The 24,978-nt window shown below is 43.3% G+C and carries 20 protein-coding genes; 8 read left to right on the forward strand and 12 right to left on the reverse strand.

Features of this window, described 5'->3' with window-relative positions; translation table 11 throughout:
• Window position 1: 1 nt before the first annotated feature.
• Entirely contained in the window at window positions 2-1,549 is a 1,548-nt protein-coding gene (locus tag Q4561_RS18270; RefSeq protein WP_303462687.1) for an NAD(P)/FAD-dependent oxidoreductase, read from the reverse strand.
• 392 nt (window positions 1,550-1,941) lie between these two features.
• Here Q4561_RS18270 and Q4561_RS18275 point away from each other — a divergent pair, with 392 nt between their 5' ends.
• From Q4561_RS18275 to Q4561_RS18285, 3 genes are all read left to right on the forward strand, one after another.
• The gene (locus Q4561_RS18275) at window positions 1,942-2,676 is read left to right on the forward strand and encodes a MauE/DoxX family redox-associated membrane protein (protein ID WP_303462713.1); all 735 of its coding nucleotides are present in this window, start codon (window positions 1,942-1,944) and stop codon (window positions 2,674-2,676) included.
• A 311-nt stretch (window positions 2,677-2,987) separates the two neighbouring features.
• Window positions 2,988-3,539 carry a type 1 glutamine amidotransferase domain-containing protein gene (locus Q4561_RS18280; RefSeq protein ID WP_303462688.1) on the forward strand — a complete coding sequence of 184 codons (552 nt, stop codon included), beginning with the start codon at window positions 2,988-2,990 and terminating at the stop codon, window positions 3,537-3,539.
• Window positions 3,540-3,611: 72 nt separating this feature from the next.
• Window positions 3,612-4,310, forward strand: coding sequence for an SDR family oxidoreductase (locus Q4561_RS18285; protein WP_303462689.1), 699 nt, complete (start codon window positions 3,612-3,614; stop codon window positions 4,308-4,310).
• A gap of 144 nt (window positions 4,311-4,454) precedes the next feature.
• Here the strand turns inward: Q4561_RS18285 and cyoE are convergent, their stop codons facing one another.
• The 6 genes from cyoE to Q4561_RS18315 form a co-directional block, all read right to left on the reverse strand.
• Window positions 4,455-5,333 carry a heme o synthase gene (gene cyoE, locus Q4561_RS18290; RefSeq protein WP_303462714.1) on the reverse strand — a complete coding sequence of 293 codons (879 nt, stop codon included), beginning with the start codon at window positions 5,331-5,333 and terminating at the stop codon, window positions 4,455-4,457.
• 56 nt (window positions 5,334-5,389) lie between these two features.
• The gene (gene cyoD / locus Q4561_RS18295; RefSeq protein ID WP_303462690.1) at window positions 5,390-5,758 is read right to left on the reverse strand and encodes a cytochrome o ubiquinol oxidase subunit IV; all 369 of its coding nucleotides are present in this window, start codon (window positions 5,756-5,758) and stop codon (window positions 5,390-5,392) included.
• The gene (gene cyoC / locus Q4561_RS18300; protein ID WP_156501803.1) at window positions 5,758-6,351 is read right to left on the reverse strand and encodes a cytochrome o ubiquinol oxidase subunit III; all 594 of its coding nucleotides are present in this window, start codon (window positions 6,349-6,351) and stop codon (window positions 5,758-5,760) included. The genes cyoD and cyoC overlap by 1 nt, the downstream gene beginning before the upstream one ends.
• A 29-nt stretch (window positions 6,352-6,380) precedes the next feature.
• Entirely contained in the window at window positions 6,381-8,369 is a 1,989-nt protein-coding gene (gene cyoB / locus Q4561_RS18305; RefSeq protein ID WP_303462691.1) for a cytochrome o ubiquinol oxidase subunit I, read from the reverse strand.
• Between the two features lie 2 nt (window positions 8,370-8,371).
• On the reverse strand, window positions 8,372-9,313 hold the full coding sequence (cyoA, locus tag Q4561_RS18310; protein WP_303462692.1) for a ubiquinol oxidase subunit II: 942 nt from the start codon (window positions 9,311-9,313) through the stop codon (window positions 8,372-8,374).
• A gap of 228 nt (window positions 9,314-9,541) precedes the next feature.
• Window positions 9,542-9,961: a hypothetical protein gene (locus tag Q4561_RS18315; protein ID WP_303462693.1), complete on the reverse strand. Its 420-nt coding sequence runs from the start codon at window positions 9,959-9,961 to the stop codon at window positions 9,542-9,544.
• Window positions 9,962-10,669: 708 nt separating this feature from the next.
• Here Q4561_RS18315 and Q4561_RS18320 point away from each other — a divergent pair.
• The 3 genes from Q4561_RS18320 to Q4561_RS18330 all read left to right on the forward strand — a co-directional run bounded on the left by Q4561_RS18320 (window position 10,670) and on the right by Q4561_RS18330 (window position 17,517).
• Window positions 10,670-11,563 carry an SDR family NAD(P)-dependent oxidoreductase gene (locus Q4561_RS18320; RefSeq protein ID WP_303462694.1) on the forward strand — a complete coding sequence of 298 codons (894 nt, stop codon included), beginning with the start codon at window positions 10,670-10,672 and terminating at the stop codon, window positions 11,561-11,563.
• Between the two features lie 343 nt (window positions 11,564-11,906).
• Complete coding sequence (locus Q4561_RS18325) at window positions 11,907-15,164, forward strand: glycosyl hydrolase (RefSeq protein WP_303462695.1); 3,258 nt, start codon at window positions 11,907-11,909, stop codon at window positions 15,162-15,164.
• Window positions 15,165-15,258: 94 nt separating this feature from the next.
• Window positions 15,259-17,517, forward strand: coding sequence for a TonB-dependent siderophore receptor (locus tag Q4561_RS18330; protein ID WP_303462696.1), 2,259 nt, complete (start codon window positions 15,259-15,261; stop codon window positions 17,515-17,517).
• Here Q4561_RS18330 and Q4561_RS18335 read toward each other — a convergent pair.
• Window positions 17,500-18,033 (reverse strand): PepSY domain-containing protein, encoded by a 534-nt coding sequence (locus tag Q4561_RS18335; protein WP_303462697.1) that lies wholly within the window; start codon window positions 18,031-18,033, stop codon window positions 17,500-17,502. The two genes, Q4561_RS18330 and Q4561_RS18335, sit on opposite strands and share 18 nt — an antisense overlap.
• A 169-nt stretch (window positions 18,034-18,202) precedes the next feature.
• Here Q4561_RS18335 and Q4561_RS18340 point away from each other — a divergent pair, with 169 nt between their 5' ends.
• Together Q4561_RS18340 and Q4561_RS18345 are read left to right on the forward strand one after the other, a co-directional pair.
• Window positions 18,203-19,432, forward strand: coding sequence for an endonuclease/exonuclease/phosphatase family protein (locus Q4561_RS18340; RefSeq protein ID WP_303462698.1), 1,230 nt, complete (start codon window positions 18,203-18,205; stop codon window positions 19,430-19,432).
• Between the two features lie 136 nt (window positions 19,433-19,568).
• On the forward strand, window positions 19,569-20,309 hold the full coding sequence (locus tag Q4561_RS18345; RefSeq protein ID WP_303462699.1) for a diguanylate cyclase: 741 nt from the start codon (window positions 19,569-19,571) through the stop codon (window positions 20,307-20,309).
• 227 nt (window positions 20,310-20,536) lie between these two features.
• Here the strand turns inward: Q4561_RS18345 and Q4561_RS18350 are convergent, their stop codons facing one another.
• The 4 genes from Q4561_RS18350 to Q4561_RS18365 all read right to left on the reverse strand — a co-directional run bounded on the left by Q4561_RS18350 (window position 20,537) and on the right by Q4561_RS18365 (window position 24,785).
• Entirely contained in the window at window positions 20,537-22,264 is a 1,728-nt protein-coding gene (locus Q4561_RS18350; RefSeq protein WP_303462700.1) for a M1 family metallopeptidase, read from the reverse strand.
• Between the two features lie 446 nt (window positions 22,265-22,710).
• Window positions 22,711-22,845, reverse strand: coding sequence for a hypothetical protein (locus Q4561_RS18355; RefSeq protein ID WP_303462701.1), 135 nt, complete (start codon window positions 22,843-22,845; stop codon window positions 22,711-22,713).
• A gap of 55 nt (window positions 22,846-22,900) precedes the next feature.
• The gene (locus Q4561_RS18360; protein WP_303462702.1) at window positions 22,901-24,106 is read right to left on the reverse strand and encodes a hypothetical protein; all 1,206 of its coding nucleotides are present in this window, start codon (window positions 24,104-24,106) and stop codon (window positions 22,901-22,903) included.
• A gap of 412 nt (window positions 24,107-24,518) precedes the next feature.
• Window positions 24,519-24,785, reverse strand: a complete 267-nt coding sequence (locus tag Q4561_RS18365; protein ID WP_303462703.1) for a DksA/TraR family C4-type zinc finger protein — start codon at window positions 24,783-24,785, stop codon at window positions 24,519-24,521.
• Window positions 24,786-24,978: the final 193 nt, after the last annotated feature.

Consider the following 24,978-nt stretch of genomic DNA (forward strand, 5'->3'; position numbering starts at 1 on the left):
ACTAAGCCTCTTTTGTTAAATTGTGATGTGAAGGTACTGTATTGCCAACGTTGTCCACGCTGTCTACGTAGGTCTCTTTATTACTGAAATGTAGAGCCGCGTCTTCGATAGGGTCGTCCAATAGCATTTTTCTGTCCTTTCCATAATGCATGGTCACTTTCCAAGGGTATTTACGACCTTGGCGTGGCAGTTGATGTTTTCCCCTTTGTACATAGCCTGCTTGCAGAGAATCCATGACACCGTCATCCAGCGCGCAATTGTCATGATCTTCTGGGATTACTACATCAAATTCATTGTCTTCCATGTAGTTAAATAAACGGCAAAGGTACGTTGCGGAAATATCTGCTTTCAATGTCCAAGAAGCATTAACGTAACCAAATATCCACGCCATGTTCGGCATATCCTCAATCAACACACTCTTGTAGGTCATTTTTTCTGAGAACGAACAGGGGGTATTGTCGATGCTAACAGCAGTACCACCAAGGGTAAGTAGATTTAAGCCCGTTGCGGTAATAATAACGTCAGCCGGTAGTGTTTTACCGCTTTTCATTAAAATACCATTTTCAGTAAATCGCGCTATTTCACCTGTTTCAATAGACGCTTTACCATCATTAATCGCGTTAAATAAATCGGCATCAGGTACTGAGCAAAGTCGTTCATCCCAAGGCAAATATTTGGGGGTGAAATGGCGCATATCTACATTGGGGCCAACTCGTTTTTGAACATGGGATATAAGGTACTTTCTCATGAAGTTGGGCCAACGACGACAGGCTAAATAAATGATGCGTTGCATTGTTAAATTGCGCTTTCGCGCAAATTTGTAAGCCCAACTTTTAGGCAAAAAGCGCTCAAGTCTGCCTGTCATTTTATCGATGGAAGGTACTGACACAATATAAGAGGGAGAGCGTTGAAGCATAGTGACATGTTTAGCATCTTCAGCCATGGCGGGCATAAGTGTAACTGCTGTAGCGCCACTTCCTATTATGACAACGTTTTTGTCTTTGTAGTCGAAATTTTTCGGCCAATGTTGAGGATGGACCTGTTCTCCCTTGAAGCTAGATTCGTTGGGAAACGCTGGCCGGTAGCCTACATCTTGGTCGTAATATCCGGTACAACTGATAAAAAAACCGCAGGTATACTCACGTTTTTCACCTGACGCTTCGTGAAGGGTTGTTACTGTCCAGCACTTGCTTTGGCTATCCCAATTGGCACTTAGCGTTTTAACGCCAAATTGAATTTTCTCTGTTACCCCAAATTCATCTGCAGTATCAGAAATATATTGTTTAATTGCAGGCCCATCGGCCAACGTATGTAATTTGTTCCAAGGGCGAAAGTTATAGCCAAATGTAAGCATGTCAGAGTCTGAACGAATACCTGGGTATTTGAATAAATCCCACGTTCCACCCAGTCTTTCTCGCCGCTCTAAAAGGGTAATAGATTTTTGCGGGGACGTGTTCGCAATATGACAAGCCGTACCAATACCAGAGAGCCCCGCACCAATAATGAGTACATCAAAATGCGGTATATCAGCAGCTTGCTTATGCATCATGTATTTCCCTAATCCATACCTATGTAACTAAATAATAACTCAATTGTTAATTTTTTGTTTTATTTTAACCCTTTGAGTATTTACCAGATTAAGTATTTAGCACTACGCGACAGTCATTGCGATTGAGCAAAGGCTTACAAAGAAAGCGGAGAACGGTGGCTAGTAGACTGAATGCTTCTAGGTTGAATGCATCGCGATTGAAGAGCGAGCAATCGGTACGAATATTGTAACTACTCATCGTATGACTAAATAAGCAGCAGTTTTGTGAGCAATTTACAGCCTTAGTGTTTTTCATAAGTAAGTGTTTCACAGGCTGGCTACTTACGCTTGATTCAAAGAGTCGCTATTCACAACGAACATTATTAGCAAACACGACACAGAAGGGGAGAATGATGAATAAAAGTGCAATCCTATACAGAATGGTAACCGACAATCATATTTGCCCATTTGGTTTACGTTCGAAAGATTTGCTTGAAAGAAAAGGCTATGAGGTAGACGATCGCCCGCTTACTTCCAGAGAAGAAACCGATGCGTTTAAAGCTAAACATGATGTTGAAACCACGCCACAGGCTTTTATAAACAATGAGCGCATAGGTGGATACGATGAGTTGCGTACGTATTTTGGAAAAGGCGAGGCGGGTCAAACCGGCACCACTTATACCCCCGTAATCGCCATTTTTTCTGTAGCAGCATTACTAGCACTAGCATTTCAATATACTGTAGCCGGTGCGTATTTTTCGCTTCGCACGCTAATGCTATTTATCGCGTTTTCAATGTCATTATTAGCAGTACAAAAGCTTAAAGATTTATTCAGCTTTACCAATTCATTTATCACCTACGATTTATTAGCCATGAAATGGGTTCGCTACGGGTATATCTATCCGTTTGTAGAAGCCTATGCAGGTATTGGTATGGTGGCTCAACTGCCCGCGCTAGTAGTGGCACCGTTTTCTCTATTTATCGGTACGGTGGGAGCGGTTTCAGTTATCAAAGCGGTGTATATCGACAAGCGAGAGCTTAAATGTGCCTGCGTAGGTGGTGACAGCAATGTGCCATTGGGCTTTGTCTCGTTAACTGAAAACCTGTTCATGATAGCCGGTGCTCTGTTGATGTTTTTCTACATGTAGTTGGGTTCATCCTCATGTAAAACCTTCATAAATGCTGAAAAAGTCGCACGCTCAAGGTTCCGGCTAAAGCACTGTAACTTTTCATTTCTGACAAAAGCTTTATATAAACAAATGCTTAAGGTTTTTATGGCACTGGTTTGGTTATTGCAGTCTCAAAGTACACACACTAGTTAGTTATTCGAGTTGCCAGCTTAGAAAGTGTACGCACTGATGAGCGTACATACCAGCAACCTTCATTTTTCAGCTTTGCTTTACGCAAACACTGAATGGGAAGTGGCATTAGATGTTGATTAAGAAGTAGGAGTTTAATTATGAGCAACCAAAAAAATTTAGAAGGCAAAAAAATCGCAATTTTAGCTACCGACGGTTTTGAGCAAAGTGAGCTAGTGCAGCCAAGAGATATGCTTACAGACCAGGGCGCCACAGTAGAGATACTTTCAATTGATGACCGAAGCAGTATCACTGCATGGAATGAAGGGAATTGGGGTAAACAAATATCGGTAGATGCCCAAGTGTCCTCGGTAGTACCAAGTGATTACGACGCGCTGATATTGCCAGGTGGTCAAATTAACCCAGATATCTTGCGTACAAACAGCGATGCGGTTTCATTTGTTAAGCAGGCATACACTGAACTTCGTATTAGAGCACTTGCGGCTATATGTCATGGACCATGGCTACTTGTCGAATCGGAAGTGGCAAAAGACAGCACAGTTACGTCTTTCCCAAGTATCAAAACTGATTTAATCAATGCCGGCGCAACCTGGAAAGACGAACAAGTGGTACAAGACGGCAAATTGGTAACCAGCCGAAACCCAGATGACATTCCAGCCTTTGTGGAGAAAATTAGTGAACTCATTGCTTAAGGTTTTAGGTGAGACTAGAAACTCACAGGAAAAATGTTAGGCGAGTAAACAAGTAGATTTAAAGGAGTAGGTATGTCTGATCAGAAAACAGATTCAAAGGTTATTGTTATAACCGGCGCATCAAGCGGGATTGGCAAAGCGACTGCGCAAGCACTGGTAGATGAAGGAAACAAAGTTGCCTTAATTGCCCGAAGCGAAGGTAAGCTTAATGACCTAGTGGCAGAGCTTGGTGAAGGAAATGCATTCGCCGTTACTGCCGATGTGAGCGATTTCGATGATTTAGAAAAGGCGTTTAGCAAAGTTACTGAGCATTTCGGTCAAGTAGATGGTGTTTTCGCTAATGCTGGTACAGGCGCTAAAAGCGCAGGTATTGAAAATGGTGAAGTTGAAGAATGGCAAAGTATGTTGGGCGCGAATGTAAATGGGCTTTTATATACCGCTAAATTAGGGCTTCCTTTACTTAAACAAACCAAAGGACACTTTATATTAACCAGTTCGGTAGCAGGAAGAATTGCGCTGAAAGGTTCTGTATATGGCGCAAGTAAATGGTTCGCTTATGGCTTTGGGCAAAACTTAGCGGTAGAAATGAAAGAGTGGGGCGGGCGATGCACTACTATTTGCCCTGGTATGGTTAATACGCCGTTTTTCGATGAACCCAAAGAAGACAAACTACAACCTGAAGATATTGCCAAGTCGGTGTTGTTCGCGTTATCGGCAAACGATTCTGCGTGCATAAGAGAAGTTTACGTGATGCCTACATCGACTAACTGATCAAGTAGTATTGGGCAGTAAAGGTTTGAAACTTCAATACTCTTAACCTTCAATACTCTTAACCTTCAATACTCTAGACCTATAAAGCTCAAAGGTTAAGCGCAAGGTAGGAAGCCTGCGAGTCAGGCTCCTACCTAAACTGTACTAATTAAAGAGAAACGATACATGGTGGTGGTAATCCACCGCCATGGCAATTGATAATGCGGTGATATTAACGATTGAAAACCCGAACACTTGGCGCGCCCAGCCTTCAATATTTATATCGCGGCGATAACCCCGTAACGCCATTATTAACCACCACAAGCTGGTGGCAAAAGCGACGGCCAAAAAGCCCACACCGGTATAACCACTAATTGGTAACAGCAGTGTGACCATGGCATACACCGCAATGTATAACACAATGTGTTGCTTCGCTTTTGCAATGCCTTGTGCCACTGGAAGTACCGGTATATTGGCCGCTTCGTAATCTTTATAACGAAAAATAGCGATGGCGTAAGAATGAGGCATTTGCCATATGCTGAACATCACTAGCAATATAGCCGCGGCCGCATCGAACTCTCCGGTTACTGCACAGTAACCTACCACGGGCGGTACCGCGCCAGACAAACTACCTACAAGGGTGCCATACACAGAGTTACGTTTCATGTATAAGCTATACACACCTACGTAAACCGCATAACCTAAGGCAGCGAAAAACACTGCCGTTAGATTGGTGTAAAAAGCCAGTAAAGCGAACCCTGCAACCCCTAGCACTGCGCCGTGCCAGAAGGCTGCTTTCAACGACATTTCGCCGGTAACCGTGACCCGAGTGCGCGTTCGCTGCATTTTGGGGTCGATGTCGCTGTCTATGCAGTTGTTAACCGCACAACCAGAAGCCACCACTAAAGACAAGCCAACCAAGGTTGCTATCATTAAAGGCCAGTCAACATCCCCACGGGCGGCAAGTAAAAATCCACCTGCTACGGAAATTAAGTTGCCCATAATAATGCCGGGTTTGGTCACCGATAAATAGCGGCGAAATATAGCGTTCATTTTACTGTTTACCTTTTTTGTTGCTGTAACTCATCGCTTGCGAAGCGCTAGTACATCATCATGGCGTTCGATTCGTAGATTATCCAAATCGACAAGCCCACTACCATGAAGATAATGAGTGCGCTGAATAAAAACGAAATGGTACTGGCTCGACCGTCTTCAGTAACAAAGTTAAGATGAAGGAAGTACTTTAGGTGAACCCAGATTTGTACCAGAGCAAAAATAACGATGCTCCATAGGGTGGTCACTTTTGAGAAGTCGCCTTCCATTACCATCCAAAATGGGATAACCGTCAGGATCACTGAAAGCACAAAACCAATTAGATAGGTTTTCACATCGCCATGATCTTGTGCGTGAGCACCGTTATTATGAGCCGATTCAGCATGAGCAGCCGTGTGTGAACCTTGATGCGCCATTACATTGCTCCCATTAAATAAACCACGGTGAAAACACAAATCCATACGATATCGAGGAAATGCCAGAACAAGCTTAAACAGCTTAATCTTGTTACCGTTTTCTCAGGTAAACCACGACGAGATACTTCGATAAACAAAATTGTCATCCAAATAAGCCCCGACGTAACATGAATACCGTGTAAGCCTACTAGTGAGAAAAAAGCGGTAAGAAAGGCGCTTTCTTGAGGGCCGTTACCATGCACGATTAAGTGATGGAATTCATACACTTCCATACCGATAAAAGTAGCACCCAACACCCACGTAATAGCAAGCCATGCCAATGCACCACTTTTGTTTTGCTTGTGCGCACAAATCATGGCGAAGCCAAAGGTGATACTACTAACTAGTAGCGCGGCGGTTTCAACCGCCACAAAGTTTAGTTCGAAGATGTCTTTACCAGACACGCCTCCGGCCGTGTTCATGAACAACACGGCGTAGGTAGCGAAAAACGAAGCGAACAACAAACAATCAGTCATTAAGTACAGCCAAAAGCCGAATACCGTATTGTTTTCGTGATGTTCATGCTCATGTTCTTCATGTATATCGTGAGCCATATCAGTTGCTATATCATTTGCTAGTGCGCTCATACAGACGCTCCTTTCGCATTGGCAGCTAAATGCGCTTGTTCAATTTTTTCTATCTCATCTACCTGAACGTAGTAATCAACATCAGAGGTGTAACAACGCTTAATAAATACACCTATTCCAGCAATAAGCGCTGCAGCGGCTAACCACCAAATATGCCAAATAAGCGCAAAGCCCATCACGGTGAAGCTCATGCTCATGAATACGCCAGCAGAGGTATTCTTCGGCATGTGAATAGGCGCGTATTTCTCAGGTTTATGATAAGAGTCGCCCCGTTCTTTTGCGTCTGTCCACGCATCAATATCTTGGATGTGAGGAATGTGCGCAAAATTATAAAATTGAGGCGGAGACGCAGTAGACCATTCCAGTGTGTGTCCATTCCATGGATCGCCGGTGGTGTCATCAAGTTTGTCTTTATTTTTAAAGCTTATGAACAACTGTAATAGCTGGAAGAAAATACCAAGGGCAATAACAAACGCACCAACTGCAGCAATGTATAACCATAAGTTCCAGTCAGGGTTGTTGGTGTGGTTAAGTCTGCGGGTCATGCCCAAGAAACCCAACACATACAATGGTAAGAATGCCATCATGAAACCAATTTGCCAGCACCAGAAAGCGGCCTTACCGGTTCTTTCATCAAGCTTGAAGCCCATGGCCTTCGGGAACCAAAATGCAAAACCTGCCAAGTAACCAAATACCGCACCACCAATAATGGTGTTATGGAAATGAGCAATCAAAAACAGACTGTTATGAAGTACATAATCGGCGCCAGGTATAGCTAATAGCACACCGGTCATTCCACCAATGGTAAAGGTCACCATAAAGCCTAATGCCCATAGAACAGGTACACTAAGCACAAGACGGCCGCGGTACATGGTGAATAACCAGTTAAATAGTTTCACCCCTGTCGGTACGGCGATAACCATGGTCATAATACCGAAGAAGGCATTTACATTGGCACTTGAACCCATGGTGAAGAAGTGATGCAGCCATACCACAAAGCCTAAAATAGCAATTGCACCCGATGCATATACCATTGAGGTGTAACCAAATAAGCGTTTTGCCGTAAAGGTTGATATAACCTCTGAGAAAATACCAAAAGCAGGTAGCACCAAAATGTAAACTTCAGGGTGGCCCCATGCCCAGAATAAATTAATGTACATCATAGAGTTACCACCCGCTTCGTTAGTGAAGAAGTGGAAGTCTAGATAGCGGTCTAGTGTTAGCATAGCTAGCACTGCCGTAAGAATAGGGAACGACGCAGCAATAAGGATATTTGCCCATGTGCATGTCCACGTGAAGATTGGCATTTGCATCAATTTCATGCCCGGTGCACGCATCTTAAATACAGTCACTAAGAAGTTAACCGCAGTAAGTAGCGTGCCGAGCCCTGATATCTGCAAGGCCCATATGTAGTAGTCGACGCCAACCCCCGGGCTTAATTCAAGCCCCGCTATTGGCGGATAAGCTACCCAACCTGTTTTTGCAAATTCACCTATACCTAATGAAATATTAATGAGGATGGCGCCGCCAGCGGTAAGCCAAAAACTTAAATTATTCAAAAACGGGTAGGCAACATCACGAGCACCAATTTGCAGCGGCAGCACAATGTTCATTAAACCAATCATAAATGGCATGGCCATAAAGATGATCATAATAACGCCGTGGGCGGTGAAAATTTGGTCGTAGTGTTCCGGTGGCAAATAGCCAGGCGCACCATTAGTCGCTACCGCAAGTTGGGTACGCATCATAATGGCGTCGGCAAAACCACGCAGTAACATCACCATAGCCAGCACGATGTACATAATACCTAGGTGTTTATGGTCAACAGACGTGATCCAATCGCTCCACAGTGTGCCCCACTGCTTATATTTTGTAATGAGTAGCGCAACAGCAATACCCACTACAGCAATCACTGCCAACGTAACCATGATAATGGGTTCGTGGTAAGGCACTGACTCTATAGATAATTTACCTAAAAAAGACATAATTATTCGTTAACCTCTTCATGATGACCCTTGTGCATAGCAGGCATCGCTTTTTTCATACCTGTAGCAGCGTTATTAGGCTTGCTGTAAAAATCCATCGAGCCGTGGTCTTTCATATATTTCATTAGTATTTCGTGGAATAACCCATCACTTACATCGCCGTAGTAGGTCACAGGGTGATTTTCGGTGGGCTCTGCGAGTTCTTTGTAAGAGTCAGAAGTTAATACCGTATCTTCTTGCTTAACCTTTTCTACCCAAGCGTCGAAATCAGCTTCTGTAGGGGTGGCAATTGCATCGAATTTCATGCCCGAGAAACCAGCGCCACTGTAGTTGGACGAAATGCCTTTGAACGTACCTGGCTCATTTGCAATGAGGTGTAGCTTGGTTTCCATTCCGGCCATTGAGTAGATTTGACTGCCCAATTGAGGAATGAAAAACGAGTTCATGGCGTTTTCAGAGGTAATTTTGAACGCGATAGGTTTGTTAGCAGGAAAAACTAATTCGTTAACCGTAGCAATGCCTTGCTCTGGATAGATGAATAGCCACTTCCAGTCTAACGACACCACTTCTACAGTAAGGTGTTCACCTTGACCTTCAAGCGGCGCATAGGGGTCTAGCGCTATGGTTGAACGCCAAGTTATAACGCCTAGCGCAACAATAATGAGTACGGGAACTGACCATACCAAGGCTTCGATTTTGGTCGAGTGGGCCCATTTTGGGGTATAAATTTCAAAGTCGCGGCTGGCGCGATATTTCCAGGCAAAATAGAGTGTTAGCACAATGACTGGGATCACAACAATGAGCATAAGTATGGTGCAAAGAATGATTAGATTCTTTTCATCCACACCTACTTGCCCTTTTGGATCGAGTACGCCGCCACTGCAACCGGCCAGCATCAGCGCGATTGTGGTAAAAGTTAATTTCAAGAGGTTACGAATAGACAAAAACATTTTTCCTATAACCCGTAAGTTCAAGGGAATGCGGCAATTAGTCAGCAAAAATAGACAGTGCAGACGAGCAGCAAAGATAAGTATTAAAGACGAGCAGCAAATAGATCATCGATATACATATCGAAGACAATAGAGAGCCGCGGTGCTTAATCCGTAAAGATAAGCACGCCATTTAGCGTTTTCGGGTAACGATTAGTGTGTATACATCGATATCAAAAACGGTTAGCTGAGAGTAGGAGGTGCTCGGCTACCAACTTTTTGAATAAAGGGGTGAGGATATTCGTGAAAAACGAAAGGAACTGGTTGGTCATTGCCAATAAATTGGGCTCTAGCGATGGCACAAGCATGAACTTGAAGGCCAATCAGCACCAATATAATGGTAGGAAGAGAAAACAGGGAAAGCGCTTGGTTAAAAGCGGCAATGAAAAAAGGCTCAATAACAATATTGTCGTGAAGTGCGCTAACAAACTCGCCAGAGTCGGCCATTGTACCGCTGGCTATCAATGCAACGTTAAGCAGTAAGGCCGCGTTTGCAATCCATAGGAACACCCCTACACCAGTGGTGTAGCGTTGAAGCTTCTGCACAAATGCTGCGAAAGCAAGCTGCAGAAAAACATCAATTGAAGGGCGTGGATTAGCCATGCTTAAGTAAAAAACCTCGAAAATTGTTGGGGCAATAAAATGAACTTGAGTCGCTATTTCAGCGAGGGAGAGTAATGATTAATTCTATTCATCACAAGGGGGCGCATGCCCACTTTAATAAAAGTCACCTCAATAAAAAACTTTCGATTTTCACTCACGTTAACAAATAATTAATTTCTAATAGGGTTGGGAGTATAGATGCTGTGGGTAGTTAACAGCCTGATAAATCGAGCATGTGTATTCGGCTTATGTATTTAACTCACAGCTGAGATGTGAATTTGTTAATTTAATGTTTTGTTTTTCCGCGTGATTGAGCATACACAAAGTAAGTTTAGATAACAGTTAAGTAAGCCGATTTTTGCGATGAGTAGAAGAACTCCATTTTGGCTTACAACCTAAATATATTTTGATTATCAGTCATATTCCATTTAGAAGTCATATTTTGGAATAATGAAAAACACGTTGGTTTATTAGCTTCACTAAAAAGCAGGAATCTATTCTCTTCACATTATTGATTTCATGAAGTATCTGAAATTAGCCAAATAAAGTATCTACCCTTACATCCGCAGACTACTCTACTTACCGATTATATAACTTATTTAGCTCCGCTTCTTTGTTGACCTTACTTTGATCTGGTCGTAGTGGTGGCGGCAAGCAGAGGTTGCAGCAATCATATTTGCTGCGCTAATAAAAGCAACAGGAGAGCAGATGTCTCAGTCTAATGAATTTTCAGGTAAAACCGCGGTTATTTCTGGCGCAGCGGGTGGAATTGGCTTGGCCCTAAGTGAAGCATTAGCGGCGCAGGGAATGAATATTGTGATGGCCGATATAGATGCCGCAGCCCTTGCACAATCTAGCGAAGATTTGCGCGCTAAGGGTTATAAGCTAATAACCTGCTCACTTGATGTAACCGACTATGCCCAGTGGGAAGAGGTTGTCGCGAAAGCCAAAGAAGCGTTTGGCAAAATCCATATGGTCATCAACAACGCTGGTGTTGGTGGTTCGCCTGGAAAAATAGAAGACTCAGAAGCTGAAACCTGGCGCTGGGTGATGGACGTAAATGTGATGGGCGTTTTGTATGGGGCTCAAGCTTGCGTGCCTGCTATAAAAGAGCACGGTGAAGGGGGCTGGGTATTAAACGTAGCGTCGATGGCCGGCATGATGGGTATGCCATACGCTGGCGCATACTGCGCCTCTAAGGCGGCGGTTGTGTCTATGACTGAAGGTTGGGTGCCAGAGCTCGAGCCATTTAATATTCACACATCGGTATTATGCCCTGCATTCGTAAAAACCCGTATTCATGAGTCTTATCGTAATAGACAAGAAAAGTATGCGGTAGCCACTGCAAAGCGTATCGATAAAGAAAAGCTTAAAGCAGGGGCGAAAGCTGCCACTATGGCCGTGGAGTCGGGAATTCCTGTATCTATGCTGGCTGAACGTGTGTTGGAAGCATTGCGTTCAAAACAAACCTACATTTATACCCATCCTAATTACCGCAGGGTAACTCGCGGGCGCGCTAAGGCCATCGATAACGGGTTTGTCGATGCAGAGAACAGCTCGATAGTGGGTCATTTGATTAATGATGACATCGTCACTTTTTAGTTAGATGCTGGTGCGTATTGAAAGCTGCTTATTGGAGTAGCTTATTGAGTGAGGCGTATTTTTATTAAGCGCCTTACTTTGTCACTATCTTCTGGCGCTATTAAAAAAGCGTAATTAATACCGCTGAAACCAAACATGCCAACCATTATTTAGGGAGGGAGTATAAAAATCTCTCCTTAAAATGCCCGTCCACTCACGACCATTTTTTAACCTCTATATTCGGTAGTTGGTCGTGTGTTTATTGAAACTTTATAGGTTTGTTAGTAACTCTATATAGTGTAAATACCTATAGTTCCAAATTCAGAATTCTAAATTCAAAATAAACACTCTGTGGATAATAATAATGAAGAAGCTTTTTAAAGCTGCAGTAGCTGTATCTCTTGCACTCTCATGCTCGACTGTTTTTGCAGAAAAATCTAACGACAACAAATCTATTTTTAGCAGTTCAACTTTCAAAGCTATGGAGCTTAGAAATATTGGGCCCGCTTATATGTCTGGCCGAATAGCTGATATTGCTATCGATCAAAATAACCCTTCAACATGGTATACCGCTGTAGGTTCCGGTGGCGTATGGAAAACCACAAACGCAGGTAACACCTGGACGCCTATTTTCGACAAACAAGCGGTTTACTCTATTGGCGATGTGACCATTGCGCCTAGTAACTCAAATATTATTTGGGTAGGTACTGGTGAAAATAACGGCGGGCGCCATATCAGTTTTGGTGACGGTGTTTACAAGTCTGTCGATGGCGGGCAAACATGGAATAATGTGGGTTTAGAGAAATCTGAACATATCTCTGACATTATTATTCACCCAACAAACCCAGACATCGTGTGGGTTTCAGCCCAAGGGCCATTGTGGTCTGGCGGCGGTGAACGTGGCTTGTACAAAACCACCGATGGTGGTGATACTTGGAAGCAAGTACTAACGCCAGCCGACAAATGGACTGGCGTAACCTCCTTACTTATCGACCCGCGCAACCCTGATAAACTTTATGCAGCAACATGGGCTCGCCAGCGTTCTATTGCGGTATATGTAGGCACTAACGAAGGTGCGGGCATTCATACCTCTGATGATGGCGGTGAAACCTGGACCGAACTTAAAACCGGTTTGCCAGAAGGCAACATGGGTAAAATAGGTATGGCGATATCGCCTATGAACCCTGATGTACTTTACGCCACTATCGAAACTGATAATCGCAAAGGTGGCTTCTATCGCTCAGCTGATCAAGGCGCAAGTTGGACCAAAGTGTCTGATGAGATAGGTGCTGGAACAGGCCCTCATTATTACCAAGAAATTTTTGCTGACCAACACCAGTTCGACCGTGTTTATATTGCCAGTAACTACAGTAAAGTGTCTGACGATGGCGGCAAAACGTGGACGCCAATCAATACCAAACGCAAGCACGTAGATGATCATGCTATGGCATTTCATCCTACCGATCCTGATTTCGTGTTAATGGGATCAGACGGCGGCATTTATATGTCTCATGACAGAATGGCGAATTGGCGCTTTATGGCGAACTTGCCGTTAACCCAGTTTTATAAAGTAGCGCCGGATGATTCAAAACCCTTCTACATGATTTATGCGGGGGCGCAAGATAACTCTACCCAAGGTGGGCCATCGCGCACAATGCGCGAGGAAGGTATTAAGAACAAAGATTGGTTCTTAACCCTTGGCGGTGACGGGCACCAGCCAGCAGTTGAGCCAGGCAACCCAGACATTATGTATTCACAGTGGCAACAGGGTAACCTTACCCGTGTAGATATGACGACTAAAGAAGGTGTTTACGTTAAGCCGCAACCGCTTCCGGGCGATCCAGCAGAGCGCTATAATTGGGACGCACCTATTAATGTGTCTAGCCATGATCCTGCTCGCATTTATTTTGCTTCACAGCGCGTATGGCGCTCAGACAACCGCGGCGATAGCTGGACCGCCGTTTCTGGCGACCTAACCCAAGACGGAAACCGTATGCATATGCCTATGATGGGCAGAACGTGGTCGGTAGAAGCGGGTTGGGATTTGTACGCCATGACAGAATTCCACACCATTGCTAACTTCTCTGAAAGCCCTGTGGACGAAAATATTCTATGGGCGGGCACCGACGATGGCATTATTCAAGTCACTACCAACGGCGGTGAGTCGTGGAAGAAAATTGAATTAGACGATATTAAAGGTATTCCAGCCACCGCTTATGTAAATGATATTCGCGCTGATTTATACGACCCGAATACCGTTTATGTTGCCTTAGATAACCATAAATATGGCGATTACAAACCCTACTTAATCAAGTCGACTAACCTAGGCAAAAAGTGGACATCACTTGCCGATGATTTACCTGCAAAGCATCTTGTTTGGCGTATTGTTCAAGACCATGTGAACAAAGATTTGATGTTCATTGGTACTGAGTTTGGTGTTTTCTTTACGGTGAATGGTGGTAAAGAGTGGGTTGAACTTGATGGTGGTATGCCAACCATTTCTACTCGCGATGTGAAAATTCAGCGCAGAGAAAATGACTTAGTGGCCGGTACATTTGGCCGTGGTATCTACATTTTAGATGATTACGCACCGCTTCGTGCATTAACTGAAAAGTCGATGCAGCAAGATGCACTGTTGTTCGCGCCTAGCCGCCCCGTGAAATGGTTTAAGCTAGACACTAGACATTCTGACTCAGACGGCGACGACCGCTTTGTGGCAGAGAACCCAGCACATGGTGCTACGTTAACCTATTTCCTAAAAGACACTTTGTTAACCGCGAAGGGTAAGCGTCAAGAAGCTGAGAAAAAGCTACTTGAAGATGACAAGTATCCGAAGTATCCAAGCTGGGAAGCGATTGAAGCTGAACTTCAAGAGCCAGAACCTGCAGTTTATGTTGAAATTCGTGACAGTGCGGGCGACGTAATAAATCGCGTAGCGGGTAGTACTAAGAAAGGGCTTCACCGCATCACGTGGGATATGAAGTATTCAAATACCACACCGCTTACTAAGAAAGACAGTAAAAATAATGGCTTAATGGCATTGCCAGGCACCTATAGCGCTACGTTATTTAAGCGTGAGGGGGCAAGTGTTACTCAATTAGCTGAACCTGTTCAGTTTACGCTGGAGTCTATTTATGAAGGTGCACTGAAAGGGGCATCTGCAGAGGACATTACAGCCTATGGGAACGCCGTTACTAAAGCGCAAAAACGAGCAATGTCTTCTAGTACTGTGCTAGGCCAGGTGAAAGAAACGATGGCATTATTGCGTGTTGCTATTGACCGTACCCCTAGTGATGTAAGCCAGTTAGAAGCTAAATTTGCGAGTATTCAAAGTGAATTAAACGACATTAATAAAGCGTTTAGTGGCTTAGAATCACGTGATCGTAAAGGCATTAAACCGGCTAATATTATGAGCCGTTTACGTTACGCTAGGTCGGCATTAAATTCATCTTATGGGCCTACTCAACAGCATAAAGACCAACTAGGTTATGCTGAAGGTGAATTAAACCAAGTGAGTGCACGTATAAAAACACTGCATGAAACTACTGTGCCGGCGCTACAGCAAGCCGTGGTGAATGAAGGTGGTCCGTGGACCGCTGGCATTCCGGTAATTGCAAACTAACGTGCGTTAGTCAAAACAGATGCGGCAGCGTTATGCTGCCGCGTTTTTATTCTTACCCTTCCTTTTATTAGTTTTATTACCGTAGCAAGACCCAATGAAAAGCCTGTCGTATTCTTTCTGTTTTATATTCCGTTCGAAGTTTTTTGAATTACCTTCGGCTAAGTTTTCAATTTTTAGATTAGCCCCTTTTAAGTTATTTTTAACCGTTTCATTTTTAGCTGCTCCCGTTTTTTGTGCCAGTGCTAGTAGTATTGACGGCGCTGCTATTGAAGGATCTGCTACTGAAGAAGCTCACGCTGCTAGTACTGAAGTTATGAGTACCGAGGAGCTAGAGCGGTACACTGTCACGGCTGAGCGCCCGTATTACAATGAAACCTTGAACAGTATTTTCCCCCAATATAGCTACGATAAATCGAACCTTGTGGGTAGCCCTCACATCAATGACATTTTGCTTCAATCGCCGTCTGTTAACTTAAATGGGCAAGGTGGGCAAATTCAAAACATCAATATTCGCGGCTTCTCTCGCTGGCGAATTCAATCGCTACTTGATGGCGTACCTATTGTGAGCGACCGCAGAGCAGGGGCGAGTATTGGGTTTGTTCCCCCATCATTTATTCAAGGTGTTGCCGTCATTCCAGGGGCTGCGTCTACCTATTTAGGCTCGGGCGCTATTGGTGGCGCTGTAGATTTGTTACTTCCATACAACACTGAATCTAACCTTCAAGTGGGGTGGAGCAGTAACCAACAGGCTCAAGATTATAGTTACGCCGATTACGCAGGCAATACCGATTGGAATCTGTCGTACCGTAAAGGGAATAACGGTAATGATGCACAAGGTAATACGCTGTTCGATAAGTTCGAACAAACCGCGCTATTCATAAGGCATCGACCGGAAAGTGGGGTGCTGAAAGAAGCGTGGACTTTGTATTCAGACAACCGTGATATTGGTAAATCCAGCAGTGACTTTCCCGAAGACAGAATAACTACCTACCCAGAAAATACGCATTGGCTAGGCAAAATGACCTTTGCATTCTCTGATTTATTTAGCGGAGATTTATTTAGCGGAGACTTATTCAGCGAAGACATAGCTAACTCTGACCCATCTAGCACAGACCTAGTAAGCAACCTTTGGTGGCACCAATCCACATTGGACACCCACATTTTAAGGCCAGAGGATCGGATAAACGAAAGTGAAAGCGAGGCGTTAGATTTCGGGTTTGATGTTGGCAGTAATGCACGTATTAATAACTGGCAAGTGAATTGGCAAGTTCAATTGATGGGACGAGAGGGGGTAATTATTGATGAAAGAGAGTTTTCCTTGGTTTCCTCTGCTAGTGGATCGCTTGTAGGTGAATCTATTATAGACGAATTTCTTGGAGACAAAACGCTTACAAATCAGCCTCTTTTAGATGAAGCTTCAAACCTAACCGATTCATCTTTTATCTCTGAATTAGCTTACGAGCTTCGTACATTGGATGCCAGCGAAAACACAGTGGCAGGTATTGCTGATGCATCGCATACCTTTGGTGCTACTTCGCTAGCATTTGGAGGCAGGTTAGATTGGCAGCAGCAGTCTAACAACGCTGATGATGTCACTAATACTAACGTTAGCGGTTTTATTGGGGCTAGCCATATGCTCTCGCCGCAATGGTCGGCAAGTGTTTACGTATCTAGCGCCTTTAGAAACCCGTCATTAACAGAGCGTTACTTTTCGGGAGAAACCCCTCGGGGCACCGTGCTAGGTGATGCCGATTTAGAGACAGAGCAGGCCACAAACATACAGGCTTCGTTATCGTACAACAGCAAAGATTTAACGGGCTCAGTTGAAGTATTTCATCAAAAAATTAATCACTATATTGAACGTATAACGGTATCTGAAGATGTGCAGGTTTATAGTAATTTAGACAGTGCGACCATTCAAGGCATAAGCTATCAGCTAGATTGGCAACAGTCACAAGCGGTAAATAGGCCGCAAAGTAACGTACCAAATCAGGGGTATTGGTTTGCGCAGTTAAATGGCGCGTGGATTGATGGTGAAGATGCTGCAGGAAACGCTATCGCGGATATTCCGCCAAACAGTCAGCGATTAACATTAGGGTATGAACTAGAGAATATATGGCTATTTTCAACACTGGTTTATCGTGCTAGCAAACGAGATATTGGCGATGGTGAAAAAGAACTCGACAATGTAACCACATTAGATATTGGTGCGGCATGGCAATTGAGCCAACGTATGTCGTTGCAAGCGAGTTGGCGGAATCTTACTAATCAGCAATATTATGTGAGCGCCGATGACAAAGCAGCGTTTGCACAAGGTGAAAGCGTACAGTTAGTGCTAACTTTTTTGCTGTGAGCGATAATATTGCTTTAGATATTTACTTTTTAACGTAGTAAACAACATCACTAAGCCCGTCAGCCATAAAATGAAAAGCAAAATGGCGGCGGGCAAAAACAACCATAGTTTTGCCCCTTCAAAAAACCAGCTGCCATCGTGAATAGCTTCGATAGTATCGGTACGCCGATAAGCAACCTGCAGCACTTCGCCACTAATTGCATCTAGCTGCACTTCCCAATGATTCTTACCGCGTACTTTTATAATGCCTTTATTGGGGCGAACGTCTAAACGGTCGATATCGCCCCAACCATTTAATTCGGCTTCAGGAACATTTTTTACCGCTTCAATAATGTTATCAAAGCTAATAGATGGCGTATCGCCAAGGGCTTTTTGGGTAGGCGGTTGTAGCCAGTCGAACTCTTTTTTCACCTGCAACAAAAGGCCACTGCCAATCACAACAACGACAGGAATAAAAATGACCAAAGAAAGCCACAAGTGAAAATTGCGGCTTGTTTTACGCAGGTTAATCGACATTCATTTACTACCTAAAAATGGACGTTCACTATACTGCATCTAAGTTAGCGAGTAAAAAATGTCAGCTGATACTAAGATTTCAAGCGACGAATAAATAGGTTAAAACCGCTTGGTAATCACCATAATATTGGTAGTCTTATAGAAAGTAGAATAACCACTGAGTAAACCCATGAAATACAGGCTTCTTTTATCACTATTTACCTTGCTACCATTTGGCCTACACGCCGAAGCACTTCAACCTTTTGAAGCACAGGGCAATCAAGAGGAACAGATAGCGCAAACACTAAAAGTAGCCACGTTTAACGTAAGCATGGAATCGACTAACTACAAAGCGCTTGGGTTAGCGCCTAGTGCTAAGGTTTTACAGCAGGTGCTATCTAATGGTGATAATCAGCAAGTTAAGAATATTGCTGAAATTATTCAACGTGTTAACCCCGACATTCTGTTACTCAATGAGTTTGATTATATCGCCGACCAGTCAGTAGGTATCGATAACTTTATCAAACATTACCTAAATGTCTCACAAGCTGGTCAAAATGCTGTGGATTATGGCTATGTTTATACTAATACCGTGAATACCGGCGAGCCCACGAATTTTGATTTAGACAACAACGGTAAAAAAGAACAATACGGCGGTGATGCTTATGGTTATGGGTTATACCCAGGCCAATATGGCATGGTGGTATTGTCTAAGTACCCTATTGATCATGCTAGCGCACGTACGTTTCAAACCTTCAAATGGCAAGATATGCCTGATGCCCAACAGCCCATGTTACCTGCCGCCAGTACTGAAGAAGCGGGTACGCCTTGGTATTCAGAAGAAGAGTGGCAGGCCTTTCGTTTAAGCTCTAAATCTCATTGGGATATTCCGGTTAATGTGAACGGAGAATTAGTGCATGTGTTAGCCATGCACCCCACGCCGCCAAATTTTGATGGTGAGGAAGACAGAAACGGTACCCGTAATCACGATGAAATTCGCCTAATGGCAGATTATTTAACGCCAAAACGTGGTGGCTATATTTATGACGATGCTGGCGAGCAAGTTAGCTTAAAAGACAACGACCGATTCGTACTAGTCGGCGACTTTAATGCTGCTGATATTGGCGATAAACATAGACCTGATGTGATTGAGCAATTAACTGAAAGCCTGTTAGTGAACAATAGCCTTATTCCTACAAGTGCGGGTGGTGCAGAAGCCTCAAACAAAGCCTTCAGTAACCGATTCACTGCGTATTGGGGGGCAAGAGCCGATTATGTGCTGCCTTCACAGTATGGTTTCGACGTAAAAGACGCCGGCGTATTTTGGCCTACCAAAGACAGTGATTTATATAGGCTAGTAAAAGACAGGCAAGCAAGCTCTGACCATAGAATGGTTTGGGTGTCGCTAACTATCAAATAGTTCGATTCCAGTCGCTAAACGTTAAAAAAATTTAATGAATTGCTAATCTGTTCTGGTCAATTGCCCGTTTATAACCTCATACACCTTCGCCTGCATCACTTGATGTGGGCCATGTTTTGAGGAGAGGCAGGTTTCTATGGACGATCCTACGCTAATAATCCTAATGTATTTCATCATTCCCATCTGGTTCTTGGCGGGTATTGTCGATTGGTACTGCCATAAGCGAAGTAATATTTCCGGTACTAGCGGCGCAAAAGAATCGCTTATTCATTTACTTATGTTCGCTGAAGTAGGCATTCCACTTTTCATGGTGCTGATATTTGAAGTAAACAGCCTAATTATTGCTATCAGTATTCTGCTCTTTTTTGTGCATGAAGCCACAGCCATGTGGGATGTCTCTTACGCGGTAACTAAGCGCCGTGTAGGACCCATTGAACAGCATGTTCATAGCTTTTTAGAAATGATCCCGCTGCTAGCCTTAGTTTTAGTGGTGGGCCGACATTGGCCTCATTTCACCGCGCTGTTTGGTATTGGCGATATCCCCGCCGATTTCGCGCTTCAACTTAAAGAAGACCCTTTACCCACATGGTATTTAGTTACCGTGTTATTGGTAGCACTAGCCTTAGAGTTTGTACCCTATTTGGAGGAATTAATGCGTGGTTTAAAAGGTAAGAATCAAGATGGAAACGTTGACGCTTCTGAGACCCTGGGCACCCAGAGCACCCGTGATAGCAACGTTACGCCTGTTTCGGATGCGGAAGCCAAGGCTGCTAGCCCCTATGCGTCGTCAGTAGCTGGGGAAGAAGATCCCGGTGTGGCGTTAGAAGAGCTTGTAGGGGAAAAAAATAGAGTTACCCCTATTTCCCAAAAGCGGTAAACATCGGTAATAGGAGGTAAAACATCGGTAATAGATGGTAAAAAATCGGTAATAGATGGTAAAAAATCGGTAAATAAGGGTAAAACCGTAACTGATATTTATGGATTCATTTTACCAATATAAGTAAGGGCTCCTTAATCGGCATGCTATCCACTTCATGCTGTGCTTATTGCGGCATGGCATGGAGTGAATAGAGTGGCGCGTAGTTAAGGGGCTCTGTTTTAAGCTTATTCCTCAGTTTGCTTATCCTTTATTTCAGCTTGCTCTTCTTGCCAAGCTTTATAGTCTTCAAAGCGTTGCTCGTAACGAAGCACTTTGCTGTTCGGATCGGCAATTACAATATCGTATTGGCTTACAAATAAGCTGTTTTGGTTTTGCATATCGAGCGTGGTTACTTTACCGTTTACGCTAACCTCTAACGGCATAGGGAAGGGTAAATCACCTTCGGTTTGCCATGTAAAGCTTACATCGTGGTCAGAGCGAGCAACGTCTAATTTAGGTAAGGCCGCGCTAAATATATACACGTCAAAAAACCAATCTAGGTTTTGCTCACTGTTTTTATTGACGATATCAATAAAGTCTTGAGTATTGGCGAAAACTGGTTTGAAATTTCCAGGTTCTGGATCGCTACGACCGTACACTAATTCAGTGACAGAGCGGAAAAAATCTTTGTCGCCCATTAGTCCTCTAAGTGTATGAATAACCCAAGAACCTTTGGCATAAATATCACCTGCAGGGCCTTTTTCATACACATCTTCTTCAGACATCAATTCATTACTTACGATGGGGTGAGCATTAGCCAACCCTTTTCGCTGTGCATTTAGCTTAGTAAAATACGCTTCGTTGCCGTGAAGGTATTGAGCATAAAGCGGCTGCATGTAGGTGCCAAACCCTTCGTGTAACCACATGTGATCCCAGTTGTCGTTGGTCAGTTGATTACCAAACCATTCATGAGCAAACTCATGTTGCATCAACCAATCGTAACCAGCATCGTCTTTTTTATATTCGTTACCATAGGCGTTTATGGTTTGGTGCTCCATACCCAAGTGAGGCGTTTGTACTATGCCCACTTTCTCGTCCGCAAACGGATAGGGGCCAATCATACGCTCGAAAAAGGTAATCATTTCAGGTAGCTCATCAAACAGGGCTTTCGCCTTGCCTTCGTTTTCTGGCAGGTGGTAGTAAGTTAATGGGTAGGTATTGCCATAGATGCTAGTGAAGTTCTGTGTGAGCTTTTCATAAGGTGCAATGTTTAAGGCAATGCCGTACGTGTTATGCATCGACTTGGTTTGCCAGTGAAACGTGCGGTCGTTACCATTTTCTAAGGTATCTACTAATACCCCATTGCTGGCAGCCACGAGAGGCTTAGGTACTGTAATGTAAAGATCGGCATTAGCGGGTTCACCATAAGGTTGGTCGATACACGGCCAGAAAATATCGCACCCTTCACCTTGCACCGCCGTTGCCAACCATGGGTGTCCATCAGGTGTTTCTTCCCACATCACACCGCCATCCCAAGGGGCTCTAATCGGCGTGCGAGGGTGGCCTGAATACACAACCCGTAATGTAGCAGGAAAAGCAACATTTGTAGCCGGCGATACAATAAGCTCGCCTTCAAGGTTACTAAATTGCTGTGCAGATAGTGCAGTATCGTTCAGCCAAACGCTACCGATAGTAAAACGCGTGTCTAAATCCACAGAGATTTCTTGTTGTGGTGAAGGCGCTTGCAGGGTGAGGGTAGTATCGCCAAACACTATCTCTTTGTCGAAATCGAAGGAAAAGGCGAGTTTTGCATGGCTAATTGAGAGGTGTTTTTGTCTTTCAGAAATTTCGCCACCAGACTTTAATGTGTATGGCGTTGATATTTCTGCAGGCTGTGACTGATTCGTTGATGAAGTTGCACATCCAAAAATAATTGAAGAGGCACACGCTAGTGCGAGTGTTTTGAATTTCATGTGGTTTCCGTTCTTATTATTACATTCTAAGGAATATATAAATCAATGGGTTATGATTCGCAAAAGTCGCTGCACATTGCAATGCCTAAACGGTTAACTTGAGTAATCATGGGGTGAAAGGCTGAAGTGGCATGCCTAACTTAATGGCGTGTTTGTGATTCAAATAGGTTTTTATTTTTCATGGTATTAGATATGTCGTAGTAGTAACGGGGATTTTGTAAGGTGTGTTGATTAACCCGTGCCATAGATACAAAAATATTACCCATTGGAAATAGTATTTATTAAAAGCAAAAAAGTAAGTGCGAATTTAAGAAAAATCAGAGTTAACTTTTAATAAAAAGCCCCTTAAGTAGGTTTTTAAGGGGCTTTGTTCGAATATTTTGAGAAGTTTTTTCTATCGAAAAGAAATTACTCTTCTCAAATTTTTTTAGCTTTATTAGGTTTTATTACAATCTACCAGTAAGGAAAAGTAATAAAACAACCAGTAGAATAACACCACCGATGCCGCCGATAGCTACATTTTGTACTAACGCTGCAATTAATAAAACTAAGATAACTAAACTTAATAAACCCATTCTCATAATATTTTCCTCAATTAATTTCACTTACTTTTAATTCAATGATGAAATTGCCTTATTAAAGCTTCACTGCGTAAACTTTACGAACTGCGCCAGCACCAAGGTGGCCACCCATCAATCCGGCAATTAAGCCTAAAGCAGAGGCAATAAATGCTGTCCAAAGAACAGCCTGGGTATAAGTTCCTACTGTCTCAGTTACTTTGTTAATCTCAGCTTTTGCTTCTGCAATAAGCTGTTCAGCTTCTTGTTCCGCACCATCTACAATGGCTTCAATTTCTTGTTCAGATAGGCTTGTATTTACTGCTAAAACATCTTTAGCCATTTCAGGTTCACCGGTAATTAAATATTGGCCTGCTTCCATCAAAGTTTCAGAGTTTAACTCTTTAATTGCTTGGCTAACTTCCTGTGACGAAACTTCACCGCCAGCCATTTCACCTACTGAATCGCTTACCGAGCTTTCAATGCTATTCATTTGCTGACTCAACCAGTTTTGTGCTTCTTGGGCTTCACTTGAATTGCTCCAAGCTTCCGCTTTTTCTTCGGCACCAGTAATTATCGAGTCAATTTCTGTAGCGCTTAAACTGGTACGTTGTGATAGTTCATTTCGCGCCTTTTCAGTATCACCAGAGATGAGTGCACTAGTAATAGCACCTGAGTCTTCAGCACTTAATGATTCAATTGCAGAACTAACTTCTTGCTGATTGGGGCTTTGTGAGCCAGTACCTGTTTCGCTAATAATTTGTGAGGCTTGACGCTTCATCATTGCAGCAATACCGGTTTTTACTGATTCAGGCAGCATGCTTTTATTGCTTGAACCTGTTTTCACAATAGAAGAACTTGCTTTGTTTGCAGTACCTAACGCGTTACCAACAGAACCCATGGTGCTGCTAATGCCTGAAATACTTAGCATGATGATTAACACTGTGCCTACCGACCATACGGTAAGACCGTGCAGGGCACCTACTCTGTCGTCTACCGTACCCGCCATTTTTGCTGCCAATACACCGCCAGCAAAGGTAGAGAAGATAGTGGTAACCAAAATCCAAATAATCGAGCCTATACCTAACCCATTTCCCATTGCAGATAAATCGGTCGCATCAGCAATACCTACGCCTATTGCAGAGCCTAAAAGCAGCATGAGCCAGCTTAATGCAATCATTAATGTTATACCCGCAATAATGGCACCCCAACTAATACGATGCCCGACTGGTAGGTTAAAGTTAGCGGCCGTTGCGGCAGGTGTTCCAACGATTTCTCTTTCCATAATGAATTCCTCGAATAAATGAAGGACGGCGTAATTCAAACCTCGCCATCGAAGTGCTAATACTGAATGCAATTGATAAATCGTATTAGTCATCGCAATATTTACGCCAATCAAAAATAAAGATGGCGTGTTTTATTCGATAGCGCGGCTAGAAAGCGATATAGCACTAATTAAAATTAAATTTTTTAAAATAAAATTAGAAAGCTCTGTTTATTCATTTGAAATAATTACGTAATATTTACAGTTTGAAAGTTGAGGTTTTAGAAGTGTTTTACTTTTAAAATTTTGTCTTATGTAAAAATTTATGAAAAATGCTTTTAATTATAATTGGAGTGTATAGTTAGCTAATATTTTATGAGGTGTTTTTTACAAGGTGCTTGATACTGTTATTTTAAAAAATATAGTATGAATATTATCTAAGCTGACTGTCTTTACTACCACGTCGATTGAATGCAGATTCAACCTTCGTCGCCTTTTCCATTTCGGCTTGGCAGTTAATACATAACTGAACACCGGGCACTGCTATGCGTCTGCGCTCAGGAATAGGGGCATCGCACTCTTCACAGAACTCGGAACTCTCGCCGTGATACATGTTGTTTTTAGCACGCGCCACGGCATCTTCAACGCTTGCGTCTATTTGATCTTGTACTGCACCATCTTTTGCCCAGCCACCAGCCATGTTTCCTCCTAAATGTTACTTGTGAGTTGTGCGAACTAACTAATATCTAAACTAATCAGCATCAATCCTAATCACTTGCTTTAACCATAAAATGAAGCAAAGACAGTGCCGAGCCCTCCTTTAGTAATTTTCGAGAATAGTTACAGTAGGTTAGGGGAAATGAAAACGAATAAGCGATGTATGGCGAATGAAG

The organism is Alteromonas sp. 1_MG-2023 (genome assembly GCF_030547075.1).
Lineage (GTDB): Bacteria > Pseudomonadota > Gammaproteobacteria > Enterobacterales > Alteromonadaceae > Alteromonas.

What these genes read in the sequence shown, in the direction of transcription:
- Q4561_RS18270 (WP_303462687.1), bottom strand. Translation starts at nt 1,549, where the DNA reads ATGATGCATAAGCAAGCTGCTGATATACCGCATTTTGATGTACTCATT.
- Q4561_RS18275 (WP_303462713.1), top strand. Translation starts at nt 1,942, where the DNA reads ATGAATAAAAGTGCAATCCTATACAGAATGGTAACCGACAATCATATT.
- Q4561_RS18280 (WP_303462688.1), top strand. Translation starts at nt 2,988, where the DNA reads ATGAGCAACCAAAAAAATTTAGAAGGCAAAAAAATCGCAATTTTAGCT.
- Q4561_RS18285 (WP_303462689.1), top strand. Translation starts at nt 3,612, where the DNA reads ATGTCTGATCAGAAAACAGATTCAAAGGTTATTGTTATAACCGGCGCA.
- cyoD (WP_303462690.1), bottom strand. Translation starts at nt 5,758, where the DNA reads ATGGCGCATCAAGGTTCACACACGGCTGCTCATGCTGAATCGGCTCAT.
- cyoC (WP_156501803.1), bottom strand. Translation starts at nt 6,351, where the DNA reads ATGGCTCACGATATACATGAAGAACATGAGCATGAACATCACGAAAAC.
- cyoB (WP_303462691.1), bottom strand. Translation starts at nt 8,369, where the DNA reads ATGTCTTTTTTAGGTAAATTATCTATAGAGTCAGTGCCTTACCACGAA.
- Q4561_RS18315 (WP_303462693.1), bottom strand. Translation starts at nt 9,961, where the DNA reads ATGGCTAATCCACGCCCTTCAATTGATGTTTTTCTGCAGCTTGCTTTC.
- Q4561_RS18320 (WP_303462694.1), top strand. Translation starts at nt 10,670, where the DNA reads ATGTCTCAGTCTAATGAATTTTCAGGTAAAACCGCGGTTATTTCTGGC.
- Q4561_RS18325 (WP_303462695.1), top strand. Translation starts at nt 11,907, where the DNA reads ATGAAGAAGCTTTTTAAAGCTGCAGTAGCTGTATCTCTTGCACTCTCA.
- Q4561_RS18330 (WP_303462696.1), top strand. Translation starts at nt 15,259, where the DNA reads ATGAAAAGCCTGTCGTATTCTTTCTGTTTTATATTCCGTTCGAAGTTT.
- Q4561_RS18335 (WP_303462697.1), bottom strand. Translation starts at nt 18,033, where the DNA reads ATGTCGATTAACCTGCGTAAAACAAGCCGCAATTTTCACTTGTGGCTT.
- Q4561_RS18340 (WP_303462698.1), top strand. Translation starts at nt 18,203, where the DNA reads ATGAAATACAGGCTTCTTTTATCACTATTTACCTTGCTACCATTTGGC.
- Q4561_RS18345 (WP_303462699.1), top strand. Translation starts at nt 19,569, where the DNA reads ATGGACGATCCTACGCTAATAATCCTAATGTATTTCATCATTCCCATC.
- Q4561_RS18350 (WP_303462700.1), bottom strand. Translation starts at nt 22,264, where the DNA reads ATGAAATTCAAAACACTCGCACTAGCGTGTGCCTCTTCAATTATTTTT.
- Q4561_RS18355 (WP_303462701.1), bottom strand. Translation starts at nt 22,845, where the DNA reads ATGAGAATGGGTTTATTAAGTTTAGTTATCTTAGTTTTATTAATTGCA.
- Q4561_RS18360 (WP_303462702.1), bottom strand. Translation starts at nt 24,106, where the DNA reads ATGGAAAGAGAAATCGTTGGAACACCTGCCGCAACGGCCGCTAACTTT.
- Q4561_RS18365 (WP_303462703.1), bottom strand. Translation starts at nt 24,785, where the DNA reads ATGGCTGGTGGCTGGGCAAAAGATGGTGCAGTACAAGATCAAATAGAC.